The organism is Gelidibacter pelagius (genome assembly GCF_017581925.1).
GTDB lineage: Bacteria > Bacteroidota > Bacteroidia > Flavobacteriales > Flavobacteriaceae > Gelidibacter > Gelidibacter pelagius.
This window is the reverse complement of the sequence record NZ_JAGEVG010000007.1, coordinates 41,167-67,193: the sequence shown is the minus strand read 5'-3', so window position 1 is coordinate 67,193 and position 26,027 is coordinate 41,167. Positions and strand designations below refer to the sequence as shown.

The 26,027-nt window shown below is 36.7% G+C and carries 21 protein-coding genes; 10 read left to right on the top strand and 11 right to left on the bottom strand.

Going from position 1 to position 26,027, the window contains the following annotated elements; translation table 11 throughout:
- The first annotated feature begins 106 nt into the window (after positions 1 to 106).
- From J4051_RS07340 to J4051_RS07325, 4 genes are read left to right on the top strand one after another with little or no spacing between them, the layout of a single operon-like run.
- Complete coding sequence (locus tag J4051_RS07340) at positions 107 to 2,032, top strand: BatA domain-containing protein (RefSeq protein ID WP_208233222.1); 1,926 nt, start codon at positions 107 to 109, stop codon at positions 2,030 to 2,032.
- On the top strand, positions 2,029 to 3,282 hold the full coding sequence (locus J4051_RS07335; RefSeq protein ID WP_208233221.1) for a dihydroorotase: 1,254 nt from the start codon (positions 2,029 to 2,031) through the stop codon (positions 3,280 to 3,282). The genes J4051_RS07340 and J4051_RS07335 overlap by 4 nt, the downstream gene beginning before the upstream one ends.
- A 2-nt stretch (positions 3,283 to 3,284) precedes the next feature.
- Positions 3,285 to 3,611, top strand: a complete 327-nt coding sequence (locus J4051_RS07330; protein ID WP_208233220.1) for a DUF4870 domain-containing protein — start codon at positions 3,285 to 3,287, stop codon at positions 3,609 to 3,611.
- 2 nt (positions 3,612 to 3,613) lie between these two features.
- Complete coding sequence (locus tag J4051_RS07325; protein WP_208233219.1) at positions 3,614 to 4,270, top strand: alpha/beta hydrolase; 657 nt, start codon at positions 3,614 to 3,616, stop codon at positions 4,268 to 4,270.
- Positions 4,271 to 4,365: 95 nt separating this feature from the next.
- Here J4051_RS07325 and J4051_RS07320 read toward each other — a convergent pair whose 3' ends face one another.
- Positions 4,366 to 4,566: a hypothetical protein gene (locus tag J4051_RS07320; protein ID WP_208233218.1), complete on the bottom strand. Its 201-nt coding sequence runs from the start codon at positions 4,564 to 4,566 to the stop codon at positions 4,366 to 4,368.
- A 5-nt stretch (positions 4,567 to 4,571) separates the two neighbouring features.
- Complete coding sequence (locus J4051_RS07315) at positions 4,572 to 5,333, bottom strand: MBL fold metallo-hydrolase (protein WP_208233217.1); 762 nt, start codon at positions 5,331 to 5,333, stop codon at positions 4,572 to 4,574.
- Positions 5,334 to 5,423: 90 nt separating this feature from the next.
- Here J4051_RS07315 and J4051_RS07310 point away from each other — a divergent pair, with 90 nt between their 5' ends.
- Entirely contained in the window at positions 5,424 to 6,878 is a 1,455-nt protein-coding gene (locus J4051_RS07310) for a TonB-dependent receptor (RefSeq protein WP_208233216.1), read from the top strand.
- Between the two features lie 171 nt (positions 6,879 to 7,049).
- Here J4051_RS07310 and bcp read toward each other — a convergent pair whose 3' ends face one another.
- On the bottom strand, positions 7,050 to 7,502 hold the full coding sequence (gene bcp, locus J4051_RS07305; RefSeq protein WP_208233215.1) for a thioredoxin-dependent thiol peroxidase: 453 nt from the start codon (positions 7,500 to 7,502) through the stop codon (positions 7,050 to 7,052).
- A gap of 37 nt (positions 7,503 to 7,539) precedes the next feature.
- On the opposite strand from bcp, the gene J4051_RS07300 reads away from it, so the two are divergent.
- Positions 7,540 to 8,196: an endonuclease III domain-containing protein gene (locus J4051_RS07300; RefSeq protein ID WP_208233214.1), complete on the top strand. Its 657-nt coding sequence runs from the start codon at positions 7,540 to 7,542 to the stop codon at positions 8,194 to 8,196.
- A gap of 296 nt (positions 8,197 to 8,492) precedes the next feature.
- On the opposite strand, the gene J4051_RS07295 is transcribed toward J4051_RS07300, so the two are convergent.
- A complete protein-coding gene (locus J4051_RS07295) occupies positions 8,493 to 9,077 on the bottom strand; it encodes an RNA polymerase sigma factor (protein WP_208233213.1) in 585 nt (194 codons plus the stop codon).
- Positions 9,078 to 9,305: 228 nt separating this feature from the next.
- Between J4051_RS07295 and uvrA the strand changes: the two genes are divergently transcribed.
- Positions 9,306 to 12,089 (top strand): excinuclease ABC subunit UvrA, encoded by a 2,784-nt coding sequence (gene uvrA, locus J4051_RS07290; protein ID WP_208233212.1) that lies wholly within the window; start codon positions 9,306 to 9,308, stop codon positions 12,087 to 12,089.
- Positions 12,090 to 12,257: 168 nt separating this feature from the next.
- On the opposite strand, the gene J4051_RS07285 is transcribed toward uvrA, so the two are convergent.
- Positions 12,258 to 13,331, bottom strand: coding sequence for a DUF3667 domain-containing protein (locus J4051_RS07285; RefSeq protein WP_208233211.1), 1,074 nt, complete (start codon positions 13,329 to 13,331; stop codon positions 12,258 to 12,260).
- Positions 13,332 to 13,698: 367 nt separating this feature from the next.
- A complete protein-coding gene (locus J4051_RS07280; RefSeq protein WP_208233210.1) occupies positions 13,699 to 14,700 on the bottom strand; it encodes a sterol desaturase family protein in 1,002 nt (333 codons plus the stop codon).
- 296 nt (positions 14,701 to 14,996) lie between these two features.
- On the opposite strand from J4051_RS07280, the gene J4051_RS07275 reads away from it, so the two are divergent.
- Positions 14,997 to 16,265: a hypothetical protein gene (locus tag J4051_RS07275; protein ID WP_208233209.1), complete on the top strand. Its 1,269-nt coding sequence runs from the start codon at positions 14,997 to 14,999 to the stop codon at positions 16,263 to 16,265.
- A gap of 303 nt (positions 16,266 to 16,568) precedes the next feature.
- Here the strand turns inward: J4051_RS07275 and J4051_RS07270 are convergent, their stop codons facing one another.
- The 4 genes from J4051_RS07270 to J4051_RS07255 form a co-directional block, all read right to left on the bottom strand.
- Entirely contained in the window at positions 16,569 to 18,026 is a 1,458-nt protein-coding gene (locus tag J4051_RS07270) for a polysaccharide biosynthesis C-terminal domain-containing protein (RefSeq protein WP_208233208.1), read from the bottom strand.
- Between the two features lie 35 nt (positions 18,027 to 18,061).
- A complete protein-coding gene (locus tag J4051_RS07265; RefSeq protein WP_208233207.1) occupies positions 18,062 to 19,351 on the bottom strand; it encodes a glycosyltransferase family 4 protein in 1,290 nt (429 codons plus the stop codon).
- A gap of 82 nt (positions 19,352 to 19,433) precedes the next feature.
- Entirely contained in the window at positions 19,434 to 21,875 is a 2,442-nt protein-coding gene (locus J4051_RS07260) for a YfhO family protein (protein WP_208233206.1), read from the bottom strand.
- A 30-nt stretch (positions 21,876 to 21,905) separates the two neighbouring features.
- Positions 21,906 to 22,211: a DUF4834 family protein gene (locus J4051_RS07255; RefSeq protein WP_317192702.1), complete on the bottom strand. Its 306-nt coding sequence runs from the start codon at positions 22,209 to 22,211 to the stop codon at positions 21,906 to 21,908.
- Positions 22,212 to 22,387: 176 nt separating this feature from the next.
- Here J4051_RS07255 and J4051_RS07250 point away from each other — a divergent pair, with 176 nt between their 5' ends.
- Positions 22,388 to 23,368 (top strand): transporter, encoded by a 981-nt coding sequence (locus J4051_RS07250; protein WP_208233205.1) that lies wholly within the window; start codon positions 22,388 to 22,390, stop codon positions 23,366 to 23,368.
- Positions 23,369 to 23,376: 8 nt separating this feature from the next.
- Positions 23,377 to 24,498 (top strand): GTP cyclohydrolase, encoded by a 1,122-nt coding sequence (locus tag J4051_RS07245; protein ID WP_208233204.1) that lies wholly within the window; start codon positions 23,377 to 23,379, stop codon positions 24,496 to 24,498.
- Positions 24,499 to 24,619: 121 nt separating this feature from the next.
- On the opposite strand, the gene J4051_RS07240 is transcribed toward J4051_RS07245, so the two are convergent.
- Positions 24,620 to 25,879 carry an aminotransferase class I/II-fold pyridoxal phosphate-dependent enzyme gene (locus tag J4051_RS07240; protein ID WP_208233203.1) on the bottom strand — a complete coding sequence of 420 codons (1,260 nt, stop codon included), beginning with the start codon at positions 25,877 to 25,879 and terminating at the stop codon, positions 24,620 to 24,622.
- Positions 25,880 to 26,027: the final 148 nt, after the last annotated feature.

Sequence of the window (26,027 nt, the reverse complement as noted above, 5' to 3'; positions counted from 1 at the left end):
CAATCTCAAGTTATAAAGGTTAAATTTCTCAAAATCAGAACGGGCTAATCTTCTTGTATTTTTTATATTTGACACGCCTGTTCGACCACTAAAATCAAAAAAAGGAATGCAGTTTAAAAACCCCGAAATTCTTTATGCACTACTGCTGCTCATTATTCCTATAATTGTCCATTTATTTCAACTCCGACGCTTCGAAAAAGTTGCTTTTACCAATGTTCAGTTTCTTAAAAACATCACTCTGCAAACCCGTAAAAGCTCACAAATAAAAAAATGGCTGACATTATTGACACGCTTGTTACTTTTAGCCTGCATCATCATCGCTTTTGCCCAACCTTATCAAGCCAATAAAAATAGTTTTACCACCACCAACGAAACCGTCATCTATTTGGACAACTCGTTTAGCATGCAAGCTAAAGGCGATAATGGCACTTTATTAAATGCCGCTGTACAAAATTTAATTGAGCACGTAGATGAAAATGAAACCATCAGCCTTTTTACCAATGAGCTCAATTTTCCAAATACGAGCATCAAGGCCATAAAAAATGATTTGATACAACTTTCCTATTCCCCTTATCAATTGGAATACGACGCCGTTGTTTTAAAAGGGAAAAAAGCATTCTCCAAAGATAAAGGCAGTATTAAAAATTTGGTACTAATTTCTGATTTTCAACAAAAAAATGATGCTTTGACGCTGGAAAGCGATAGTCTCGTTAATTATCGATTGGTTCAACTACAACCCAAAAACACTGGGAATGTCAGTGTCGATTCACTATATATTTCGAAAAACAATGTGGAAACCTTGGAGTTGACAGTCATGTTGAGCAATCAAGGAAACCCTATTGAAACCTTGTCGATATCGTTATTTGAAGATGATCAACTCATGGCAAAAAGTGCGGTCTCTATTGATGACAACATCGAAACCATCTTCACAATTCCCAGCAATAAATCTTTTAAAGGAAAGGTTACAATTGATGATGCTAATTTAAACTACGACAACACTTTATACTTTAATTTAGATAAAAAGGAACGCATAAAGGTATTGGTGATTAATGACGCTAATGCTGATTTTTTAAGAAAGCTCTATTCTGATGACGAATTTGATCTGACGATTGTCAACTTTAATGAACTGAATTACAATAGTATCATCGATCAGAATTTGATTGTTCTCAATGAGTTGAAAGACATTCCCAATGCGTTGATTACCTCTTTAAATTCTTTTTCTGATGATGGTGGAAGCATCTTAATCATCCCTTCATATGAATCAGGCTTAAATACTTACAATCAGCTATTTAATATATTTTTACTACCGAGTTTTTCATCTAAAATATCATCAGAAAAACGGATTACGAAGATTAACTTTTCACATCCACTTTTAGCAAATGTATTCGATAAAAAGGTAGATAACTTTCAATATCCAAAGGTCAATTCGTTTTATAAATTGTCCAATTCGTCTGGGGCAAGTGTTTTAAGTTTTGAGGATAACGCAGCGTTCTTGATCCAATCCAATAATGTGTATGCTTTTTCTGCAAGCTTGAACGAGAGCAATTCCAATTTTAAAAACTCGCCATTAATCGTGCCCGTGCTTTACAATATTGGCAAACAAAGCTTAAAACTACCGCGTTTATATTACACCATTGGCGCAACAAATACTATTGATATCAATACCAACTTACTTCAGGATGAAATCTTGAGATTGGACAATGCCGAAGCTTCAATTATTCCCAAGCAACAGACCTATAGTCATAAAGTTCAAATAATTACAGATGAATACCCTAATACAGCGGGAATTTATGAGATCAAGAACAAAGACAAAGTGGTACGGCACCTCAGTTATAATTATGATAGAAATGAAAGTCGCCTCAATTATATGAACCTTTCCCAAGTAACGAATAGTCTTAAAAACAGTTCTGTGGCTTCTGCTATCGACGATATAAAAAGTACTACAAATGTTAATGAGCTATGGAAATGGTTTGTTATTTTTGCAATAGCTTTTTTAATTATTGAAATGCTCATCTTAAAATTTCTAAAATGAACGTACTGATAAAATCTGCCACAATAGTTGACTCAAAAAGCGATTTCCATAATCAAAGCTGCGATATTCTAATAGAAAAAGGCATCATCTCCCAAATCTCAAAACAGATTAAAAACCCTGATAAAGTTAGGGAGATTGCACTCGACAATCTACATGTTTCTCAAGGTTGGTTTGATAGTAGTGTGAGTTTTGGAGAACCAGGTTATGAAGAACGCGAAACTATTGCGAACGGACTTGAAACAGCAGCACGGTCAGGTTTTACAGATGTTGCGGTTAATTCCAATACAAATCCTGTGATTGACAGCTATGCCGATATATCCTTCTTGAGAGGCAAAGCTCAAGGGAATGCTGTGAACTTATATCCAATTGGCGCCTTGACAAAAAATAGTGATGGCGAAGATTTAGCGGAACTTTTCGATATGAAAAATGCTGGAGCTATTGCTTACTATGACTACCAAAAACCTGTTAGGAACCCGAACCTGATGAAACTGGCCTTGCAATACGCCAGTAATTTCGGGGGATTGATCTATTCATTTCCTCAGGAATCTAAAATCTCTGGATTTGGAGTCATGAATGAAAATATCATGAGCACGTCATTGGGTCTAAAAGGAAACCCGACTTTGGCAGAAGAGTTACAAATTGTACGCGATTTATTTTTACTGGAATATACAGGTGGAAAATTGCATATTCCGACGATTTCTTCGGCTAAATCGGTCGAATTGATCAGAAATGCAAAAGCCAAAAAATTGGATGTGAGCTGCAGTGTGGCCGTTCATAATTTGATTTTAACTGATGAGGTATTAAAAACTTTCGACACGCGTTTTAAGGTCACGCCGCCTTTAAGAACACAATCTGATTGTAATGCACTTATCGAAGGATTAAAGGATGGTACAATCGATATGGTAACGAGTGATCACAATCCGATTGATATTGAACATAAAAAAATAGAATTTGATTATGCAAAGTATGGTACCATCGGATTGGAAACCGCTTTTGGGGCTTTGAATACCATTTTCACAATAAAGAAAACGATCGATCTACTAACCAAAGGGAAAGAGCGTTTTGGTATCGAACCGACGCCAATTACTGTTGGGACAAAAGCTAAATTAACCCTGTTCAATCCAAATGAAAACTATCAATTCAGCAAGGAAATGATTCTTTCTACATCAAAAAATACCATCTTTGAAAATTATGATCTCAAAGGCAAGGTCTATGGTATTTTTTCAAACAATCAAATGGTTTTAAGTTAATTATGAAAGATGCTGTTATCAAGGATGGTAAAACACTGGCCATCATTAGTTATTTAACTTTCATAGGCTTAATTATTGCCATTATCATGAATTTAGAAAAACGAAATCCATTCACGTTATTTCACATCAGGCAGATGTGTGGCTTGATGATCATGCTAATTTTTTCAAATTTAGTAGAACAATATGTCAACAGTCTTTTGGGAACTGCCTTTTGGATCATCACATTTGCGTGTTGGCTATTTGCCATCTATTATGCCATAAAAGAAGAATATAAACTCATTCCTGTTCTTGGTGAAAAATTCCAAGAATGGTTTAAAAATATCAATTAATAATGTCCGATCTCTCTTTACATCATATTACAAGACCTTCAAATTTAAAGGAAAACGCTCCTGCACTCATCATGTTCCATGGTTATGGAAGTGATGAAAATGATCTTTTCAGTTTCGCTTCTGAATTACCAGAAGAGTTATTTATCATCTCCGCGCGAGCACCCTACCCTATGCAACCCTACGGAAATGCATGGTATGCGATCAATTTTGACGCAAAGATGAACAAATGGAATGACAATGAACAAGCTCTTAAATCGAGAGATCTGATCGCTAATTTCATTGACGAAGTGAAAGAAAAGTATCCTATCAATAAAGACAACCTAACACTTTTAGGCTTTAGCCAAGGTACAATTCTGAGTTATGCTGTAGCGCTCACCTATCCGGAGAAGATACGAAACGTCATTGCTTTAAGCGGCTATATCAGCCCTGAAATGCTTCCTGACGATATAGAAACTAAAGACTATTCACATTTAGCTTTTTATTGTTCACATGGTAGTGCAGATCAAGTCATTCCAGTAGAATGGGCAAGAAAAGTACCTCAGTTTTTAAACACCTTGTCTATCAAAAACACCTACAAAGAATTCCCAGTTGGGCATGGAGTTGCACCTGAAAACTTTTACGAATTGAGGAGTTGGCTGAATAAGCGTTTGGGAAATTAGTGCGTAAATAGTTTTCAGTCGCAGTTTTCAGTTGCAGTTTAGGTACTGACGGACAGGCAAGTCAATTTCAAATTCAATTTCAGCTTTGATAGGCTCTATTCCACTGGAAGCTCACTTTTAAGCGCTTTCAATTCTCTATTTAAGTGATTGATAGAATCTTTAAGCACTTGCTCTTTTGCTATCAGCTTTGTCATTTTTTCTTGATAGGTTTCAAATATATTCTTGGAGTTCACATATTGAAACACGATCAACAACAATGCAAAAACGAACATATACATAAAGAGTTTACCTTTCATAAAATTTATAAGTTAATTTGTAAGTTATCATAAGCCAAAAAGACATTTTCTGGAAGTATCTTTTCTACTTCGTCGTGAAATCCGAGCATGTGACTGATATGCGTTAAATAGGCACGTTCTGGTTTTACTTTATCTATGACCTCCAAAGCTTCACTAAGGGAAAAATGAGAAATGTGTTCTGTCTCCCTCAAGGCGTTCACCACAAGTACCTTAACACCTTTTAGCTTTTCAAGCTCCTTATCTTCAATGGTTTTCATATCGGTTAGATAGGCGAAATCATTAAACCTAAAACCAAAAACCTGTAGCTTATAATGCATCCCATTAATAGGTATCACATTTAAGTCGCCTAATTGGAACGGTTTATTTTCAATTCTGATGGGCATGACTCCTGGTGCTCCGGCATATTTGTTTTTGGTTTCAAAAATATATGCAAAACGTTCCTTAAGCGCTTTTAAAACTCTTTTATGGGCATAAATAGGAATATCACCCTGCTTAAAATAAAACGGTCTAATATCATCTAAACCGGCCGTATGATCAGCATGTTCATGTGTAAAGACAACGCCATCCAACTTAGTGCATTTGGCATTAAGCATCTGTTGTCTAAAATCAGGTCCGCAATCAATAACATAAGTATAATTATTCCATTCTATCAACACGGAAACACGCAGACGTTTGTCTTTTGGATTGTTACTTAAACACACAGGATGAGTGCTTCCTATAACTGGAATTCCTTGGGATGTACCTGTTCCTAAAAATATAACTTTCAAAGATGCTTGCTTTGCAACAAAAGTAAGTTTATTATTTTGTTTAAGATAGCAATTTGATACCTTTGTAGCTTATAAAACTCAATCTACGACATGGAGATTACCTTAAAAGGCGATAAAGAATTTGAAGAGATTCCATCGCTTAAAAACAAAGCGCTTCGTATCAATCTTAACGAGAATATTTACGGAACCTTTGCTGAGATTGGCGCAGGTCAAGAAACTGTGCGTCAGTTTTTTAGAGCTGGTGGCGGATCTGGCACCATTGCCAAGGCCATGTCAGCTTACGACAAGGACTTTAGTGATGCCATTTATGGTGTTGAACAAGATGGGCGTTATGTCACAGAAGAGCGGCTGAGAAAAATGTTGACCCATGAAATTCAATTAATTGAAGAACGCATCTCAAGAGAAAAACATCCCAACAAAATGTTTTTTTCCTTTGCCAATACCGTGGCTACGATTGATTTTGCGAAAAAATATAAAGGCCATGGTTGGGTTGGGATCAAATACCAAATTGAGCCACACCATACTGCTTATAATGAGATCATCCTGCATTTTCGTTTTAGAGAAAATGATGCGCGCTTACAACAGGAAACACTCGGGATCTTAGGGACTAACCTCATTTATGGAGCCTATTATAAATACAACGAACCTAAAAAAATATTGCGTTACCTATACGATCATTTAGATAAGGATCAAATTGAAATTGATACCATCAACTTCTCTGGCCCTGTGTTTAAAGATGTTGACAATCGTTTGATGAGCTTGCAACTGGTTAAAAATAATATGACAGACGCGGTCATGTTCGCTCCAGATGGCAATAACGTGCTACCAGCAAGAATTTTATATAAAAAGAATATTTTGGCATTACGAGGTAGTTTCAGACCTGTAACCAAGGTAAACATTGACATGTTTCAGAAATCTTATGACATGTTCATAAAAGAAAACAAAGTGGACATTAACAATACCCAAGTTGTTTTCGAAATTACACTTTCAAATTTAAGGGCAGAAGGAGAGATTGATGAACAGGATTTCATGGACAGAGCAGAATTGTTATGTTCTCTTGGTCATACGGTTTTGATTTCTAACTTCCAGGAATATTATAAGTTAGTAGAATATTTCTCCCAATATTCCAAGAATAGAATGGGATTATCCATGGGTGTCAACAACTTAGTGGACATTTTTGACGAGAAATATTACCGTCATTTAAGTGGTGGAATATTAGAGGCATTCGGGAAATTATTCTTTAAAGATCTACGTGTTTACCTCTACCCTATGAAAAATGAGGATGGAGAATTGAGCACTAGTGAAAACTTAAAAGTGCATCCACGGATGAAGGAATTATATAAATTCTTTAAGTACAATGGAAAAGTTGTAGATATTACCGATTATGACCCTACCATCCTTACTATTTTTTCAAGATCAGTACTTAAATCCATTTCCGACGGCGATGAAGGCTGGGAAGCCATGCTACCCCCTGGAGTCTCAAAAATAATCAAAGAAAAGAGTCTCTTCGGATATGAAGCAGAAGAAGTCTATAGAGACCAATAAAAAAAAAGACCTTAGTTTAAAATCCTAAGGTCTTTTTTTGTTGAAGAAGTGGTTTTAGTACCCCTAAGTTTATCACGATCGAAAAAATAATTTCATGTTCATAACACGTGAGTTTGCCCGCGCCTGCCAGTCAGACCGGCCCAGAGGTTCTTGACATACACTTCGAGGAAATTATTCCAAAATTTGCTCTGTGTGAATTTTAGCTTTCACTTTATCAATTACTTTTTCAATAACTCCGTTTTCATCAATGACAAAGGTCATACGATGAATTCCGTCAAAGGTGCGTCCCATAAATTTCTTTTCACCCCAAACACCAAAGGCCTTAATGACTTCTTTGTCTTCATCTGCCAACAAAGGATATGGAAAATTGTATTTGTTTTTAAAATTTGACTGTCTTTTTGCACTATCGGCGCTGACACCCAATATTTCATAACCTTTGTCTTGTAAATCCTTGTAATTATCCCTTAGATTACAAGCTTCTGTTGTACATGTTGGTGTACTGGCTTTTGGATAAAAGAATACCACCAGTTTTTTACCTTTATAATCTGACAAAGAAATAGTATTTCCCTGTTCGTCCTGTGCTGAAAAATTTGGAGCCTTGTCTCCTGCTTTTAATTTGGTCATAACTGTTTTAAATTTGATATTTGTAAAAATACAACTTATGACCAAACAAGAGAAGGTGGATTTTGTTATAAATACGTTAAACCAACTGTACCCTACAATCCCCATACCTTTAGCCCATAAAGATCCTTATACTCTTTTAATTGCCGTCTTACTGTCTGCGCAATCTACAGATGTACGGGTCAATCAGATTACACCACTCCTTTTTGCAAAAGCTGATAATCCGTATGATATGATTAAGCTTACGGTGGAAGAAATCCGGGACATTATAAGACCCGTAGGTTTATCCCCAATGAAAAGCAAAGGCATTCACGGATTATCGCACATCTTAATCGACAAGCACGACGGACAAGTGCCACAGACTTATGAAGACTTGGAAGAGTTACCTGCAGTTGGGCATAAAACAGCCGCTGTAGTACTATCACAGGCTTTCGGGATTCCCGCGTTTCCAGTAGATACACATATCCACAGATTGATGTACCGTTGGAATTTGACCAACGGCAAAAATGTCGTTCAAACAGAAAAAGATGCGAAACGTCTTTTTCCAATAGAAACGTGGAACGATCTGCATTTACAAATGATATGGTATGGACGAGAGTACTCTCCAGCAAGAGGTTGGGATTTGGAAAAGGATATTATAACCAAAACTATCGGTAGAGCGAGTGTTTTGAAAGACTACTATAAAAAGAAAGGGTGATGTGGGATATAAGTGGGTCTTATAAAAATGAGATTCCCACTATCGTGGAAATTTAAAGTCCCGATGAGCTAACTCTCGGGACTTTTCAATCTTAGTTCAGAAGTGCTTCAAACTTCCATTTATTACATTGTATAACACTTAAAGCCTTAGAATAATTCAAAAGAAAATTAACTGTTTCTTCTTTTGGATTGAGGTTGTCATTTTTTTGGGGACATTCAGAGTAAAGTTTTGCCATTATTTAGGAGTTTAAATTAGATTATAATCCTATTAACGCAGTAAAAATCACTTTAGTATGTCTAATTGGTCAAGATTATATTTTTTTCCTCAATCACCTTTCTTAAATTAATCAATGCATATCGCATTCTACCCAATGCGGTATTGATGCTAACACCTGTTTTTTCTGATATTTCCTTAAAACTCATATCATTATACATGCGCATGACCAAAACAGCTTTCTGCTCTTCTGGCAACTCCTCTATCAAACGTCTCAAGTCAGACTCTATTTGCTCTTTAATCATCCCTTTTTCTGCATCCAAGGACGAATCACTGAGTACTGAAAAGATACTAAATTCTCCCGTGTTAGAGAATTTTGGCATGCGATTGTTTTTTCTAAAATGATCAATGACCAAGTTGTGCGCAATACGCATTACCCAAGGTAAAAACTTACCTTCTTCGTTGTATTTCCCTAATCTGAGGGTGCGGATAACCTTGATGAAAGTGTCTTGAAAGATGTCTTCAGTGATATCTCTATCGTAAACTTTTGAATAGATAAAACTGTAGATTTTTTGTTTGTGCTTAGTGATCAATTCAGAAAGAGCACTTTCGTCTCCTTTTATGTAATTGCTCACTAAAACAGCGTCTGTGATAAGTTCGTGTTTCATTGTTATTACTTTAACGGCTAGGAAAAAAATCCAAGCTTGGGGTTAATCTCTATAAAGTAATATTATGATATAGGCGACTCTGTTTTAGAAGTTTGAGGTCAAATATAACAACAATCATTCCTAAAATGCAAAAAATCTACTGAAACTTTAACATTTTATTGGACAATAACTTTTTTTCATGACCGAATTAGATGTAGTATCTTTGCATTCTTATATGCAAAAATGACTATGAAGCTTAACCTTTCCGAAGTAAATCCGAAACAAAACATCATCATTAAAGGCGCTAACCTCCACAACCTCAAAAACATGGATGTGGTCATTCCGCGTAATAAATTGGTGGTTATTACCGGATTATCAGGTTCAGGCAAGTCTAGTCTTGCATTTGACACTTTATATGCAGAAGGTCAAAGACGTTATGTTGAAAGTTTGTCGAGTTATGCACGTCAGTTTTTAGGAAGACTCAATAAGCCAAAAGTAGATTATATAAAAGGTATTGCGCCCGCCATTGCCATTGAGCAAAAGGTGAATTCCACCAATCCGAGATCTACCGTAGGAACAACTACCGAAATTTATGATTATCTGAAATTGTTGTTCGCAAGAATTGGAAAGACCTACTCACCCATTTCTGGAAACTTGGTCAAAAAACATATGACCGCAGATGTTTTAAATTTGATAAAATCTTATGAAGATGGTGAAAGACTTCTGCTCCTTGCTCCTATTAGTTTAGAAGATGGCCGCACTATGTCCGACAAGCTTAAAGTCCTTCAACAACAAGGTTATGCTCGTGTTCAGTACAAAAATGACGTCCTTAGAATTGAAGATGCACTGGAAAAGGGGCTCAAAAAAGATATATTTCTGGTCGTGGACAGAATTGTTGTCAAACATGAAGATGACTTTTACAATAGACTTGCGGATGCTATTGAAACTGCATTTTTTGAAGGTAAGGGCACCACGATTATTGAGTCACTTTCTGATCATAAACAAACCGCATTCAATAATAAATTTGAAATGGATGGGCTGACTTTTCTCGAGCCCAACGTGCATTTGTTCAGTTTCAATAATCCGTATGGCGCATGTCCTAAGTGCGAGGGCTATGGTGATGTCATCGGAATAGATGAAGAATTGGTCATTCCAAATACCGCACTTTCTGTTTATGAAAACGCGATCTTTCCTTGGCGTGGCGAAAGCATGAGTTGGTTTCGGGATCAATTGGTCAATAACTCACATAAATTTGATTTTCCAATTCACAAGCCATATTTTCAGCTGTCAGATGCACAAAAGCAATTGATTTGGGATGGCAACAAATATTTTGAAGGCCTGAACAGTTTCTTTGCCGAATTGGAATCAAAAGCCTACAAAATCCAGAATCGTGTAATGCTTTCTCGCTATAGAGGAAAAACGAAATGCAGCAAATGTCACGGAAAACGCTTACGACCTGAAGCGAATTATGTGAGAATCAATGACGTGACCATCACTGATTTGGTAACCATGCCTTTAGATAATTTGGCGGAATTTTTTGAGCAATTGGAATTGAACGACTATGACACGACTATCGCCAAACGCTTATTAAAAGAGATTTCCAACAGATTGTCATTCTTGTCGAATGTTGGTCTTGATTATTTAACGCTAAACAGAAAATCGAATACCTTGTCTGGCGGTGAAAGTCAGCGTATCAATTTAGCAACCTCACTGGGCAGCAGCTTAGTAGGTTCGATGTATATACTAGATGAACCGAGTATTGGACTCCATCCCAAAGACACTGAAAAACTTATTGTGGTGCTTAAAGCCTTGCGCGATTTAGGCAACACTGTTATTGTGGTAGAACACGATGAGGATATAATGCAAGCTTCAGATGAAATTATTGATATCGGGCCCGAAGCAGGCACCCTTGGTGGTGAAGTTGTTGCTGCCGGAACTTATGCAGACATTCTGAAATCAAATTCCTTAACGGCACAATATCTAAACGGAAAACTCAAAATTGAAGTCCCCAAAAAACGTCGTACCTCAAAATATCATATCGATATTATTGGTGCCAGAGAGCATAATTTACAGAATATTGATGTTACATTTCCTTTAGAGATGTTAACGGTCATTACGGGCGTTTCTGGGAGTGGTAAAAGTACTTTGGTCAAGGATATCTTGTATCCATCCATACAAAAACATTTGACGGGCTTTGGAGATAAAGCGGGTCAGTTTACAGAATTAAAAGGAAATTTCAAGAATATAAAACACATTGAGTTTGTTGATCAAAATCCGATTGGTCGCTCCTCACGTTCCAATCCCGTGACCTATGTGAAAGCCTATGATGATATCAGAGGGCTTTATGCAAACCAAAAGTTGAGCAAAATACGGAACTATCAAGCCAAACATTTCAGTTTTAATGTCGATGGCGGCCGTTGTGAAACGTGCAAAGGTGATGGCGAAGTGACCATCGAAATGCAATTTATGGCTGATGTGCATTTAACCTGTGAAACCTGTAACGGAAAACGATTTAAAAAGGAAGTATTGGAAGTCACTTTTGAAGACAAAAATATTGACGACATTCTTACGATGACTATTGATGATGCGATTGCCTTCTTTGAAAAACACAATGAATCAAAAATACAAAGCAAATTACAGCCGTTACAAGATGTTGGCTTGGGCTATGTAACTTTAGGCCAAAGTTCTTCTACCCTTTCTGGTGGTGAAGCACAACGAATTAAATTAGCTACATTTTTAGGAAAAGGCTCAAGAAGTGACAATGCTTTATTCATCTTTGATGAGCCCACTACAGGATTGCACTTTCATGACATTAAAAAACTCTTGAAATCCTTTCAAGCATTGATAGCACAAGGACACTCAATAATCGTTATAGAGCATAATCTTGAACTGATAAAATGCGCAGACTATATCATTGACTTAGGTCCAGAAGGTGGCGCCAGAGGCGGTAAATTAGTCGCAGCAGGCACACCTGAGGAATTGGTGAAGAATAAAAACTCAGTGACCGGAAAGTATCTGAAGGAGAAGCTTTAGTGACCAATTCTCAGTTGGCAGTTAGCAGTCGGCAGTTTCCAGATAGCTATCTATATTAAAACCTAATGTAGTATACTTTTGGGTTTTGGGTTTAGATCCCGCAAAAATGCGGGATTAGTTCAACCAACATATTCCAATGCGCCTTCGGCTTTTGGAATATGGGTTTCACTAATAAAATAAAAACGCCATCATTCCCATAATGAATAATGCAAATGGCAACACCATTGACAGAAACAAAAAACTGATGGCACCACTCTTAATATAACTTAGGATATATCCTTGACCATAAAATCGTTTAACACCAAAGAACAAATAGAAAAAGGTTGAAAACATGGTTAATGTCATAATCCACCCAGGAAAATCATTCCAGATCAAATTGGCAATAACCAACAATGTAAATACACTAAAGAGAAAAGCAAAAAAGTAAAAACTAAAAACCAGATGATGTACAAATCGTCCTTTTCTAAAATAAAATAGTTTTAAAATAAAAGCGAAAATTGGCAGGAGAATAAACATCGCAAGAGGAATACTATCAAGGAAAGCCTGTAAAATCGATCCTCCACTTTTAGTTTTAAAGAATTTCAGGATTTGTTTATACATTCGTTTGGTGAGATATCCGTCGTCTGCCCTCATGCCCATCTTTTTATAAAGTTCTTCATCTGAAGCACCAGCAATAATCATCGAATCTATTTCCATTTCATTAATTTTTCTATTAAAAATCGAACTGGATGAGCTCCTTTCAACTCTTTTGACCGAGTCTATCGCCTGTACTTGTCGTTGATCGGTTGTACTCAAATGATCCTCATTATCCAAAACTGATTCAACTGAATATTTTGCCGTTGGGATATCTCTTGACGCTTTTTTAATGGAATCTCTGTGGAAGTGACTTTGTTCTATATCTTTTTTAATGGCATTATCAAGGCTTTCTACTTGCTTACGACTGACAAAGGAAAACAAAAAGAAAAAAACAATTGAAATAAACAGGTACATCTGGGCTGGATGTAAATACATTAATCTTCTGCCTGAGATAAACTGTTTGGGAAGATGTCCTGGCTTGATCATTAAGGGGATGAAACTCTTAAAAAAACGAGCATCAACAGAAAAATAATTACTAATGGTATTGTTGAAAAGAACACTTAAGGTCAACTGATCACCTGATTTCTGTCCACAATAAGGACAAAACGGAAAATGGCTCTCAAATTGTTGAATACAATTATTGCATTCCTTTAATGATCTTGACATAGAGCTAAGTGATTAAAGCCCATAAATGTAACAAAAATATTTTTTGATTTTACGTAAGTAAGGCTATGTTGGCAGTCCTATTTTGTCATTTGATCATTCTCAATTATCCTTTCTCATAATCACAACGCTACAGCAAAACCCAATTGCCTAAAGAACAGCAATATAATATTTTTGGCATGCAAATTGAAAAGCCCAATTGTATAGCGTAAGCAGAAAAACTAATGAGAAAGCATAATCTTATTTATAAAGATTCCTGCAATTACAGACAAAGTGCTCGTATTAAAAAAAAGCAAATTATAAAATCAAGAGCCTCGGGGTAATAAAACCCAGTGGTGGAAATAAATTTTTGAGTATTTATTAGTTGAACCTATACTTTGATTCCTGTAGTATAGACATCATCCCGAAGTTCTTTCCCCAAAGGCTTTGGGATGTTTTGTTTTGCCAATTGAAGTTTTTCCAAGGCCATTTCCTTCCTGATCTGTTTTACGGTTTGTGTGCTGCCATCATGGCTCCATCCGGGAGGTCCAAAAACATACATAAACTTGTGCTTAAGGTCTTTCGATTTCTTCATATCCCTCCAAATATCAGAGTACTCATGAGTCAAAATCACCCATATACTATAAGAATCGGGGGGACTGGTAACCCCGTAGGCTATATCAACGTTTTCATCAAGCTCTTTCCATGTACCAAAAATTCTATCAAAAACATTTAAGATTCCCCCATGATTTTTATCCATATACTCAATATTACAGGCATGGTGGACCTGGTGCATGGTATGCGTGTTCAAAATTTTATCCACAAACCCCAATTTTGGAATAAATACCGTATGCAACTGAAATTGCCAAAGTGCCTCAATACCTAAGCATACCACAAGCATTTCTGGTGGAAAACCAATAGCTACGATCCATACATAGAACAAAGGCTTATAAAAAATGGTAAACCAGCCATTTCTGACTGCAGTACCAAGATTAAAATTATCGGATGAGTGATGGACAATATGTGCCGCCCAAAAGAATCTGACCATATGGTTTTGACGATGAAACCAATAATATGAAAAATCATCGCATAACATACAGAGAATCCACACATACCATGCATATCCAAAAGATTCGTACCCCATAATGTTGGTTCGTACGCCGTTTACCAAAGGATTAAACAGATCATAAACAAAACTGAAAAGAAGGATGACGGTAATTGTTTTAACAAGAGGTGCAATGACTGCAGATCCTACTCCCATGCCTAAACTTGAAAATAAGTCGCGCCAGTTGTAAAGATCTTTGTGGTCGTGTGATTTGCTGTAAGTAAGCTCTAATAAAATAAGGCCTAAAAAAAAGGGTACCCCATATACAAGGGGATTGGTAAAATCCATAAAAACATTTAAGAAAAGGCCTGAAGATTCATGGCCTATTGTTGAATCGGAAAAGATAGGTAATAAATTTTGTCTTTAGCAAGACCTGTGAACTAATTTAAAAATTATTTGAACAAATACATCATTAGAACTCTGAGGTTCACGAAAGGTTTAGGCCTACTGCGTCACTATTCCTTAGCAACCTACAAATCAACAAACAAAACAATGCACTGATTATCAACTCTCTTATATTGCGTAATGAATCTTGGCACATTCTTTGTATTCTACAAGACATGTTGAACAAAAAACAAACACTCATGAAAAAATTAGCTCTACTTTTTACTGCAGTGTTCCTTATCGGGACATCAGTAAACGCAAAAACCACCAACACTGCTAAAGACAATTCATACAATAATGGTTATTCTAAAGGATACGGCAATTCCTTTATTTTTACCGAAGGTGGTATTGAGTTTTCTGTATTCCCTGATGGTCAATTTGATTTTTATGCTCCAAATTATGGGCCTGGATCCAATATTTCCATCAATACTCCAAATGTATCGTTCAGTTTTAATACGGGTTATGATTACGGACCATACGTGCAATATGACGATTATGGAGCCATCATACAAATAGAAAACACACCAATTTATTATGACTATTATGGACGAATCACCCAAGCAGGTAACGTCAATATCCATTATAACAATTATGGTCGTGTAAGTCGTGTAGGTAGCTTACATGTATATTATGACCGTCATCACAGGTTTACACATTACACTGGTTATATCAACGTTTATAACCGAATTTATGTACACAGACCATGGCATCGATATTACACAGTTCCAGCAGTACATTATCGCGTGGTATATACAAGACCATATAGACAATATTATACGCCGGTGAGACATCATTATTACAGACCTTACGCCAATAACTACAGAGAACCAGTAAGATATTCTCCACGTCGTGAAAGTTCTATAAGTTCTGGTAGAAGAAATACTGTTGCAGCCAATTCAAGTGTGAGTGACCGTTACCGACAGGAAGCCACTCCACGCAGAAGCGCAACCGCAACTAATAGAAGTAGTTCAAAAACAGTTGGTAATGCAACACGCAATGCAACCGCTAGAAGAAACAGCGAATCGTCAAGAACCAACCGGAATGTTTCAAAAAGTACCACTAGGAATGCTTCAGAAAGAGGATTGAGACAACCCACGACAGAACGTTCTGTCCAAACTACAAGAGCTGGTAGACCAACGGCAAGTAACAACACTTCAAGAAGTGTGAATAGAAACAATAATGGTAGAAACGTACAAACACGCAGCACGTCAGGAACCGTTAAGAAGAACACTGGCAATGTAAGAACATCAACAAGAAATGTTAGTACAAAATCAACGCCGTCACGAACAAACCGATCTACCACTGTCAATAAAAGTTCGAGTCAAAGAAAACCAAATGCTGCTCCAACTCGTACATATAGTGGAGAGCGAAACACACGTGCAACGCAAAGTAGCAATAGAACAAACACAACAGCGAAAAGACGAGCTTCGCCATCACGATCAAGATCTACACAAAGTAGAGGAAATTAAAAAATAAATTTTTTGGTTGGTTAGTGGAAAGTCCTGCAGGAGTATGCCTCAAAGCGCCTTGTGGGATTTTCCCTTTTTTATATGCTGACTTCCGGTCCGTACAAATGGGGAGGCGGGATAACGTAAAGACTTATAATTAATTTCCTGAAATACTGCTTCCCGAGAGACGCCAATTGAAGACTAATACTGAGTTATTCGTTATTCAAAAATCAACATTCGTCAATCGTTAATCAAATTTCGTTTTGGTGAAATCCATATTTTTTCATCCTCTACTTGATTTATGAACTCTGAACTTTGAGCACCCTACTTCACTTTTAAATATTTACGTATCAAAGCACTAATATCCTCTGAAACTTTCATCTTGAAAATTAATACAACATACATCAGAGTAATCATAGCCGATTTCAAGGCGATATTTACCAAAGGATGAAACGGAAACTCCCAAAAATAGAAAATACCTACCATTACTATAATTAATAAACTGACTTTACCAGTATCCATCGTAAAGGGCATCATATCAAACTTACGTTTTACAAAATAAATCTTAATGGTGTTGTAAACGGCAACTGCAACAAACGTAGCAAAGGCTGAACCGTTGATACCATACTTCGGAATAAAGATCATATTCAAACTGATGGTAAGAATTGTCAAAATCACGCCAAAAAGCAAGACTACTCTATAGTAATCACTATTAAACAAAACCACATTGTTACACCCCATCAAACAATCATAAAGTTTGGCCATACTTATCAAAAACACTACAATAAGTCCACCGCTGAATTGAGCCGGAATTGTTTCATAAAGCGAGTTGATGTTCAAGACAATCAACAAAAAAATAAGTCCGCCAATAATAAATAAAGTTTGTGAACTCCTTACATACAAATCTTCCAGAGCAACCTTATTCTTCTCATTCAGGTATTGAGCGGTCAAAGGTTGCAGTATCTGCTGCATCGCTCTTGAAGGCACCACAATAACCGTTGCGATATATATGGCCACGCCATAATAGGCCACTTCTTCAATAGGAATATACATACCTAACATAAAACTATCAATATCCAAAATGACTGTTGCAATAGAACCGGCAAGAATGATCAGAAAAGTATATTTTAAGATTGGACTCAATCTATCAATCCTATTAAACTTAAAAACAGGCAACCGGATGCTAAAGGCATAAAGCATCATAATTAGCATTCTTAGTCCATAAACACCAATGACACTGGCAATGAAAACATCCACCGAAATCCATTTAAAATAGACACAGAATAAGAGCAACATAATCCCAATGCGATGAAAGACCTCCTTCATAAAATTTCCAAAGACGGTCTGCAACTGTGTTTTGGACCAAGCAAAAAACACTTCAAAATAAGCCATTGCAATAGCCGCTAAATAAATATAGCCTACATAATTCCCAATAATAGCGTTCTTTTGTGATAGCAAATCAGCGATCTTATCATAGGCCACCACTCCTATCAATCCGATAGGAATAATGAGTGCCAATGGTAAAAACAACATCAGAGTCAAAAAACTATTGAGCGAATTTTTGGTCTTGAACGTTGAGTAAAACTTAACAATAGTGTTGTGGACGCCAAAAGCCATTAAAGGCATCATGATCGTGGCGGTCGAGAGTATAAATGAAATTAAACCGTAGTAGACATCAGAAATAAAGAACACATATAAATACAGGGTATTCAATGCGCCTACAGCAAACCCGAGGTAAGTGGTAACTGTATTTTTAAAAGATTGGCTGGTGACTATTCCCATAGAGGTTTAAAACTCGAAGATAAGAATTTTGTGCTTTAAGGCAAGGCTTGAATAAGATCTGCTAATTTTTTCGTCAAAGCTTTTCTACTGTACTGTTGCAAACCTATCGGAAACGAAGCCAGCGCTGAGTTTTTGAAATCGCTAAAGCGAGAAAGTAAATGTTCCTTTAATTGAGCTTCATCATCATAATAAAAATAACGGCCAGTATTGGTTGATTTTATAATACGTTCTACATCTGAGTCCTTTGGGCCAACTGAAATAATAGGTGTTCCGGCCACCATATATTCAAACAGCTTTCCAGGAATTATCGCTTTGGTATCTTCAGAATCAATCTCTATCAACAATAATAATTGAGATTGTCTTTGAGATTTCAAAGCTTCCGTGTGATTGACATAACCAACAATGTCCATGTTTTGTTTAGGGATGAACTGCTTTATCTCATTCAAAACATCATCGCTGACCACTCCAATCAATCGCAATACAAATTCTTGCCTGAAGTCTTGATTTTCATTGATAAGCTCGCCCAAAACCTTCCATAATACCTTAGGATTGCGTTCAGACAGTAATGACCCGATATGAGCCAAAGAAAACTTTAAGTCTTTTGATACTTTAGGAAGTTCCTGATAATCATATCCATTCGTAATCACTGTAATAGGTTGATTTGATTTTGTTTCAAACTCCTTTTTAGTGTTCTCGCTTGTTACAATAATATGATCTGCTGTGGTGAGTACTTGTTTCTCCATCTGTTCGTGCTTTTCAGCAGCGCTAACAGTAAGTCTTAATTTTTTATGATACCCAATAGTGGTCCAAGGATCCCTAAAATCGGCAATCCAATGTATTCCCAATTGGGCTTTTAGCTGCAGACCAATTAAATGCAGACTGTGAGGCGGTCCCGTAGTAATCACGGTTTCTATATTTTCATTTTGGATATAGTCTGATAAATAACTCACCGAAGGTTTCACCCACCTTTTTCTCGCATCTGGAATAAAATAATTCCCCCGCACATACAACATCAGACGCTGCATAAAACTTTGTTTCTTTTTCTTCGGAATAACCCCAGAACTGATTGTTTTAGACGATTGTTTTGATAGAAATGTAGCCAGTTTATAAGGTTCCTTTATGGGTTGCTTAATAATAGTTACATTTTCAGGAATCTCATCAATCAAACTTTTATCAAGCATTGGATAACTCGGGTTCTCAGGAATATATACAATGGGATGAATGCCGTAATCGGGAAGGTATTTTACAAATTTCAACCAACGTTGCACTCCAGGACCTCCTGCAGGCGGCCAATAATAGGTGATGATGAGTGCTTTTTTTTGCATAGTGAAATTCCTGCGAAGGCAGGAATCTATTAATTAATACTCAATTATGTTTGTTCAAATTAAAATATTCTATAAAATGTACCTAATTAGAGATTTTATCTTTTGAATCCTGAGATTCCTGCCTTCGCAGGAGCTTGAGGACTCCTCCCAAAACCAATAGTCCAAATAAAATAGAACTCGCCAGCGCAATCGTACTTCCAGTTTTGACCACTTGAGGTTCAAATTTAAACTCAATGGCATGTTCTCCTTTCGGGATAGGCAACCCTCTCAAAACATAATCCACACGGAAATGTGGCTGTAATTCGCCATCAATATAAGCATTCCAACCATCGGCATAATAGATCTCTGAAAACACTGCAAATCCATCAAAATCGTTATTAGAGCTATACTTTAAGTAATTTGGTTCATACGCTACGATTGAAATAGTTGATGTTGAATCTATAGTGTAATTTGATGACGGCAATTTCTGTGTCGTAACGGCTTTGATCTTAGTGTTTAAACTATCCAAAGCGACCATTTCTTCATTGGCTGAATTGACTTTTTCCAATTCGGAAATGAACCAAGCGTTTCCATTGGCATCTACATTTTCGTACGGAAAAATATTCCCCTTGTCATCATCGGCGATAATATATTTGGTGTTGAGCATATTCAACACGTTCATATTATTCTTCGCAATATGAAAATCAAAAAGCTCGTTATAACGACCTAGTTTAGCGGCATGATAACCACTCAATGAGTTATGGAAATAGGATGCTCTAGCCGCGCTTGAAGTCACATCAAGTACTCTAAAGTGCCCATCGTCCTTTAAAATTTCTAAATCGGCCGCATTAGCTTGGTATGGTTTACTCACCTGAAGTGATGATACAAAATTTTCGTTGTTGACATAGCGCCTATCAACACCAATCAAATCGAAAAGAATCAATACGGCAAATACAATAATAAGGGTGTTTTCCGATAATTTCTTTTTTAAAAACAACCAAATTCCGCCAGCAGAAAGCAACACGAGAATTAAGGTTCGCAAAGTATCATAAGTAAACATCGATTTCCGGTCAGCCTTAAGCGCATCTACAAAATTCTGACCGTATTCTCCATATACTTGTCTGTAATATCCATCATTAACACCTACAAAATCGAAAGATCCTTTCAATAGCAAGAACAATAGCGCAACACCACCTGAAATTCCGGCAGCAAATTTTAAGGCTTTTAATTTCTTTTCATCTTTTTCAACGGCATTGAACAAATGCACCAATCCGAAAATGGCCAATATTGGTATACAAAGTTCCAATATCACTTGGATAGAAGTCACTGCCCTGAACTTGTTGTACATAGGCACATATTGAATAAAGAAATCGGTCAAAAATCCTAAATTCTTTCCATAAGACAGCAACAAGGACATCATCACCCCGCCCACAAGCCACCATTTCAGACGCCCCTTGACCATAAAAAGAGCAAACACAAATAAGAACAGTACCACAGCACCAACATAAGCTGGAGCTTCAACAATAGGCTGACTTCCCCAATAGGTGGGTGTGTGCTTCACTTCTCTTAAAGCTTCAATAGGACTTGCACCAATACCCGTATAAAACTTATACATTTCAGAATCCTTGCCAACATCTTCACCATTTCCACCGCCTAAAAGTCGCGGAATAAAGAGATTAAAAGTTTCTAAAAAGCCATAACTATATTCCGTAATATATTCCTTATCTAAACCTGTAGACATTGACTTTGGAGAGCCGTCAGCATTGATGGTCAATTCGCTCTTTCCACGGGTACTTTCCTTGACGTATTCTTGGGTTGCCATAATGTTTGTGGCGTTCAACCCGATGGCTAAAACGACCGCAAACACCATTATACCCACCGACTTAAAGAAATGTGGCAATAGCTTCTTTTTATAAGCATCATAAAGATAGACCGCGCCCAATATCAAGACCAATAGCATCAAATAATAAGTCATTTGATAGTGGTTGGCGCTTAATTCAAGTGCCATAGCAACCGTAGTCAATAAAAATCCTGAAATGTATTTCTTTTGGAAAACAAGAAGAATTCCACTCAACACCAAAGGCATATAGGCAATGGCATGTGCTTTACTATTATGTCCAACACCCAAAATAATAATGAGATAGGTAGAAAATCCAAAAGCCAAGGCACCTAACGCAGCCAATTTAAAATCAACTTTAAGCGTTAAGAGTAAAATGTAAAATCCGATAAAATAGAGGAAGAGATAATCTGCGGGTCTTGGTAAGAAACGCAGTACAGAATCTAATTTTTTGATATAGTTGTGCGGATACATTGCCCCTAACTGATAGGTTGGCATCCCTCCAAAAGCACTGTTCGTCCAATAAGTTTCTTCTCCAGTTGAAGCTCTAAAATCGGTTTGTTGTTTGGACATCCCGATATATTGCATGATGTCACTCTGAAAAATCTGTTTTCCACTCAATACCGGACTAAAATAAGCCAGTGAAAGCGCTATGAAACCAATAATTATTAAAAGGTGTGGGAGAAACTTTCTTACTGACAAAGCCATGAAGTATTGAGGTTGTTTAGTTTGGGGAAATTAGTCAATTTCTTCGTAATCTATGTACTCGCCTACTTTTTTATCAGAAGATTGACGTTGCTCCGGCATTTTATCAATTACCGTTTCGCCGTCTTTGGGACGATTCTTATCTGATTGCTGTTGCTGAAATTGACCTCCAAAACGTTCCTGCATTTTTTTTGACATATAGCGTACAAAGTATGGGGCAAAAAGCCTCATAAGGATCTTAGCGCCATAATACACCAGTAAAATAATCAAAATGGTTCTCAGAAAACCAGTAAAGGACGCCATTTGCATGATGAATCTAAATTTTGTCCAAAAATACAATTCTTCGCATTTAAAAACAGATTTAAATACTTAAAAATTATATAAAATATCACTGTTTTGGGCTGTATAATTGCAAATGACAATTATTTGGCCAACTAAAAGATCATTTTATCAATCGATTAAATTTAATTCAAAATCAAAAAAAATATGTAGTTTTGAGGCTAATAGATAAGAAAATGAAACCTACCAAATTTTCAATAGTATTTTTAGTTTTCAGTATTAGTCAATTCACTTTCGGTCAGTATACAGATGTCATCAATTCCAATAGGCCCGGAGTTTCACAAAGTGCATTTGCAGTTGGCCCAAACGTCATACAATTTGAAGCCGGTCCGTATTTTGTGAAGGAAGAACATACACTTTTGAAATATGAAGTTTCAGGTTTTGGGGCGGATTTTGCCTTACGATACGGTTTGCTACTTGAAGAGCTTGAAATCAATGTACAAGGAACTTATCAAAATGATACCCAAACCTTAAATTCATCAAGCATTCCCTTAGATCAAAAACGTTCCAACTTTAAAAATCTTACGGTCGGAGCAAAATATATGATTTACGACCCATACAGAAATGCGGCCGAAGAAAAACCTAATTTATACAGTTGGAAAGCCAACCGAAAATTCAAATGGAAGTCCTTGATTCCTGCTGTCGCAGTATATGCTGGCGCCAATTTTGACACTAAGGATAATCCTTACACTGCTCCGGGAATTGAAGGGTTCAGTCCAAAGATTGCCGTAATTTCACAAAATAATTTTTCAGGAGGTTGGGTGTTCGTCATTAATCTGATTAAAGATAGAATTGGAACTGACTATTCAGACTTTCAATACATTCTAACCTTAACCCATTCTTTTAATCCGCAGTGGGTTGTTTTTGGAGAAACTCAGGGCATTCATAGTGATTTTTATGCCGATAATCTTTTTCGGTTTGGAGGCGCTTATCTTTGGAGTAAAAACTTTCAGTTGGACACCGCTTTAACCTTTAACACTAAGGATACTCCCTCTGTTTTTGGAGTGAATTTTGGAATGTCCTACCGCTTAGATTTTCATCAGGATAAAGAGATTGACAATGGTAATTCAGCCAAAGATGAATTGCGACGTCAAGAACGAAAAATCCAAAATGAAAAAGAAACCGAATCAAAGAAAAAGAAAAAGGGCAACTTATAAGACCACTTATGATTACAATTAAAGAAGCAAGTTCACCAAAAGACTTAAAGGCATTTGTAAAATTTCCCTTTGAACTTTATAAAGACTCCAGCAACTGGGTACCTCCAATTATCAAACAGGAAATGGAAACTTTTAATAAAAAAAAGAACCCCATATTCAATGATGCTGAGGCCACCTTTTTTTTGGCCTATAAGAACAATGAGATTGTTGGTAGGATAGCAGCTATCATAAATTGGCTTGAAGTCAATCAGCAAAAGCAAAAGAAAATGCGATTTGGTTGGTTTGACGTCATTGATGATATTGAAGTCACCAAAGCTCTATTGGAGAAAGTGCATGAGATAGGAAAAGCTAACGATCTTGATTATGTTGAAGGTCCAGTAGGTTTTTCAAATCTCGATAAGGTGGGGCTACTGACCGAAGGTTATCAATATTTGGGAAGTATGATAACCTGGTACAATTACCCGTATTATGTGGATCATTTTAAGGAATTGGGGTACACCGATGAGAAACTATATTCTGAAAGTCGTTTCCCATTTTCGAATGTAAAGACAGAATTTTTCTTAAAGGCCCAAGAATTGATTAAAAAGCGTTATGAACTCACAGCTTTAAAATTCACGAAGACAGAAGAAGTCATGCCTTATGTTGACGACATGTTTGATCTTTTTAATCACTCCTACGCCTCTCTGTCTTCATTTGTTGCAATCACAGACATTCAAAAAGAATATTTTAAAAAGAAATTCATCAGTTTTGTCAATCCAGAATACATCAAATTCGTTATTGATAAAAATGAGAAATTAGTGGCATTTGCCATTGTAATGCCTTCTTTTGCGAAAGCTTTACAGAAAACAAAAGGCAAATTATTCCCTTTTGGCTTTAGACATATTTTGCACGCGAAGAAACACAGCAAAGACGTCATCTTCTATTTGATTGGCATCCTTCCAGAATATCAGAATAAGGGCGTTACTGCTGTTATTTTTAATGAATATTATGAAGAATTCACTAAAAAAGGAATTCTCAATTGCGTCAGAACCCCGGAGTTGGAGGACAACTTAGCAATCCATCAAATATGGAAGCATTTTAAACCTGAAGTATATAAGCGAAGGAAAACAGTAAAAAAAGATATTCAGTAATCAAATTCCAAATTGAAGAACACCAAAAGTGCACTTACGATTAAACTTTACCTGAGTATATAAAACCAAAAATCCCAATTTGACAATTGGGATTTCGAATTTTATTTTTGAAGTTTTGAGTTTACTCACCCATCGCAGCAGCTACTGTTGCCGACAATCTTTTATAGGTCCCATTTTCCAAACGGGTTCTAATCGCATCAAAAGCATCTAAAGTTTCGTTGATATCATTAATATCATGCGTTGCTGTTGGAATCATTCGAAGTAAAATCAATCCTTTTGGGATGACGGGATAAACCACAATGGAACAGAAAATTCCATGATTTTCACGTAAATCCTTTACCAAAGCCATCGCTTCAGGAATACTTCCCTTTAAATACACTGGTGTGACACAGCTTTGTGTGGTTCCAATATCAAATCCGCGTGCCTTAAGTCCAGATTGTAAAGCATTGGTGTTTTCCCAAAGCTTTTCTTTCATTTCTGGCATGGTTTTCAACATTTCCAAACGTTTTCGTGCACCAACCACCAATTGCATTTGTAGTGATTTAGCAAACATTTGTGAACGCAAGTTATATTTTAAATAATCGATAATTTCTTGATCTGCAGCGATAAAAGCACCTGTACTTGCCAAAGACTTCGCAAAAGTTGCAAAGTACACATCAATACCGTCTTGAACGCCTTGCTCCTCTCCTGCTCCAGCACCTGTTTTACCAAGTGTTCCAAAACCGTGGGCATCATCCACTAAAAAGCGAAAGTTAAATTTTTCTTTAAGCGCTACAATTTCTTTCAACCGACCTTGTTCTCCACGCATTCCAAATACACCTTCTGAAATGACTAAAATACCGCCGCCTGTTTGTTCTGCCATTTTTGTGGCACGCTCCAAGTTTTTCTCCAGACTTTCAATATCATTGTGCTTATAGGTAAAACGTTTTCCCATGTGCAGACGTACGCCGTCAATAATACAAGCATGAGAGTCGACATCATAAACAATAATATCATCCTTAGATACTAAGGCATCAATGGTAGAAACCATACCTTGATATCCGAAATTCAAAAGATAAGCAGCTTCCTTATCCACAAACTCAGCCAATTCGGTCTGTAAAACCTCATGGAGTTCCGTATGTCCAGACATCATTCGGGCTCCCATTGGGTATGCCGAACCATAATCAGCTGCAGCTTGAGCATCCGTCTTTCGGACTTCAGGATGGTTTGCCAATCCCAAATAATCATTAATACTCCAAGTAATGACATCCTTACCACGGAATTTCATACGGTTAGATATCTGGCCTTCCAATTTTGGAAACACAAAATAGCCTTCAGCTTGAGAAGCCCATTTGCCTAATGGACCTTTATCTCTGTAAATTTTATCAAATAAGTCTTTCATGTAATGTTACTGTTTTTTAGGACATACGCTGCCATTTCAAAGAACCTTAAAAATGGTTCATGAACAATGGCGTCATCATCTTCGATTAGCTTAATTAGTTTGGACAAAATTAACTAAATATCTTTTCATAGCATAATTAAGTTATAAA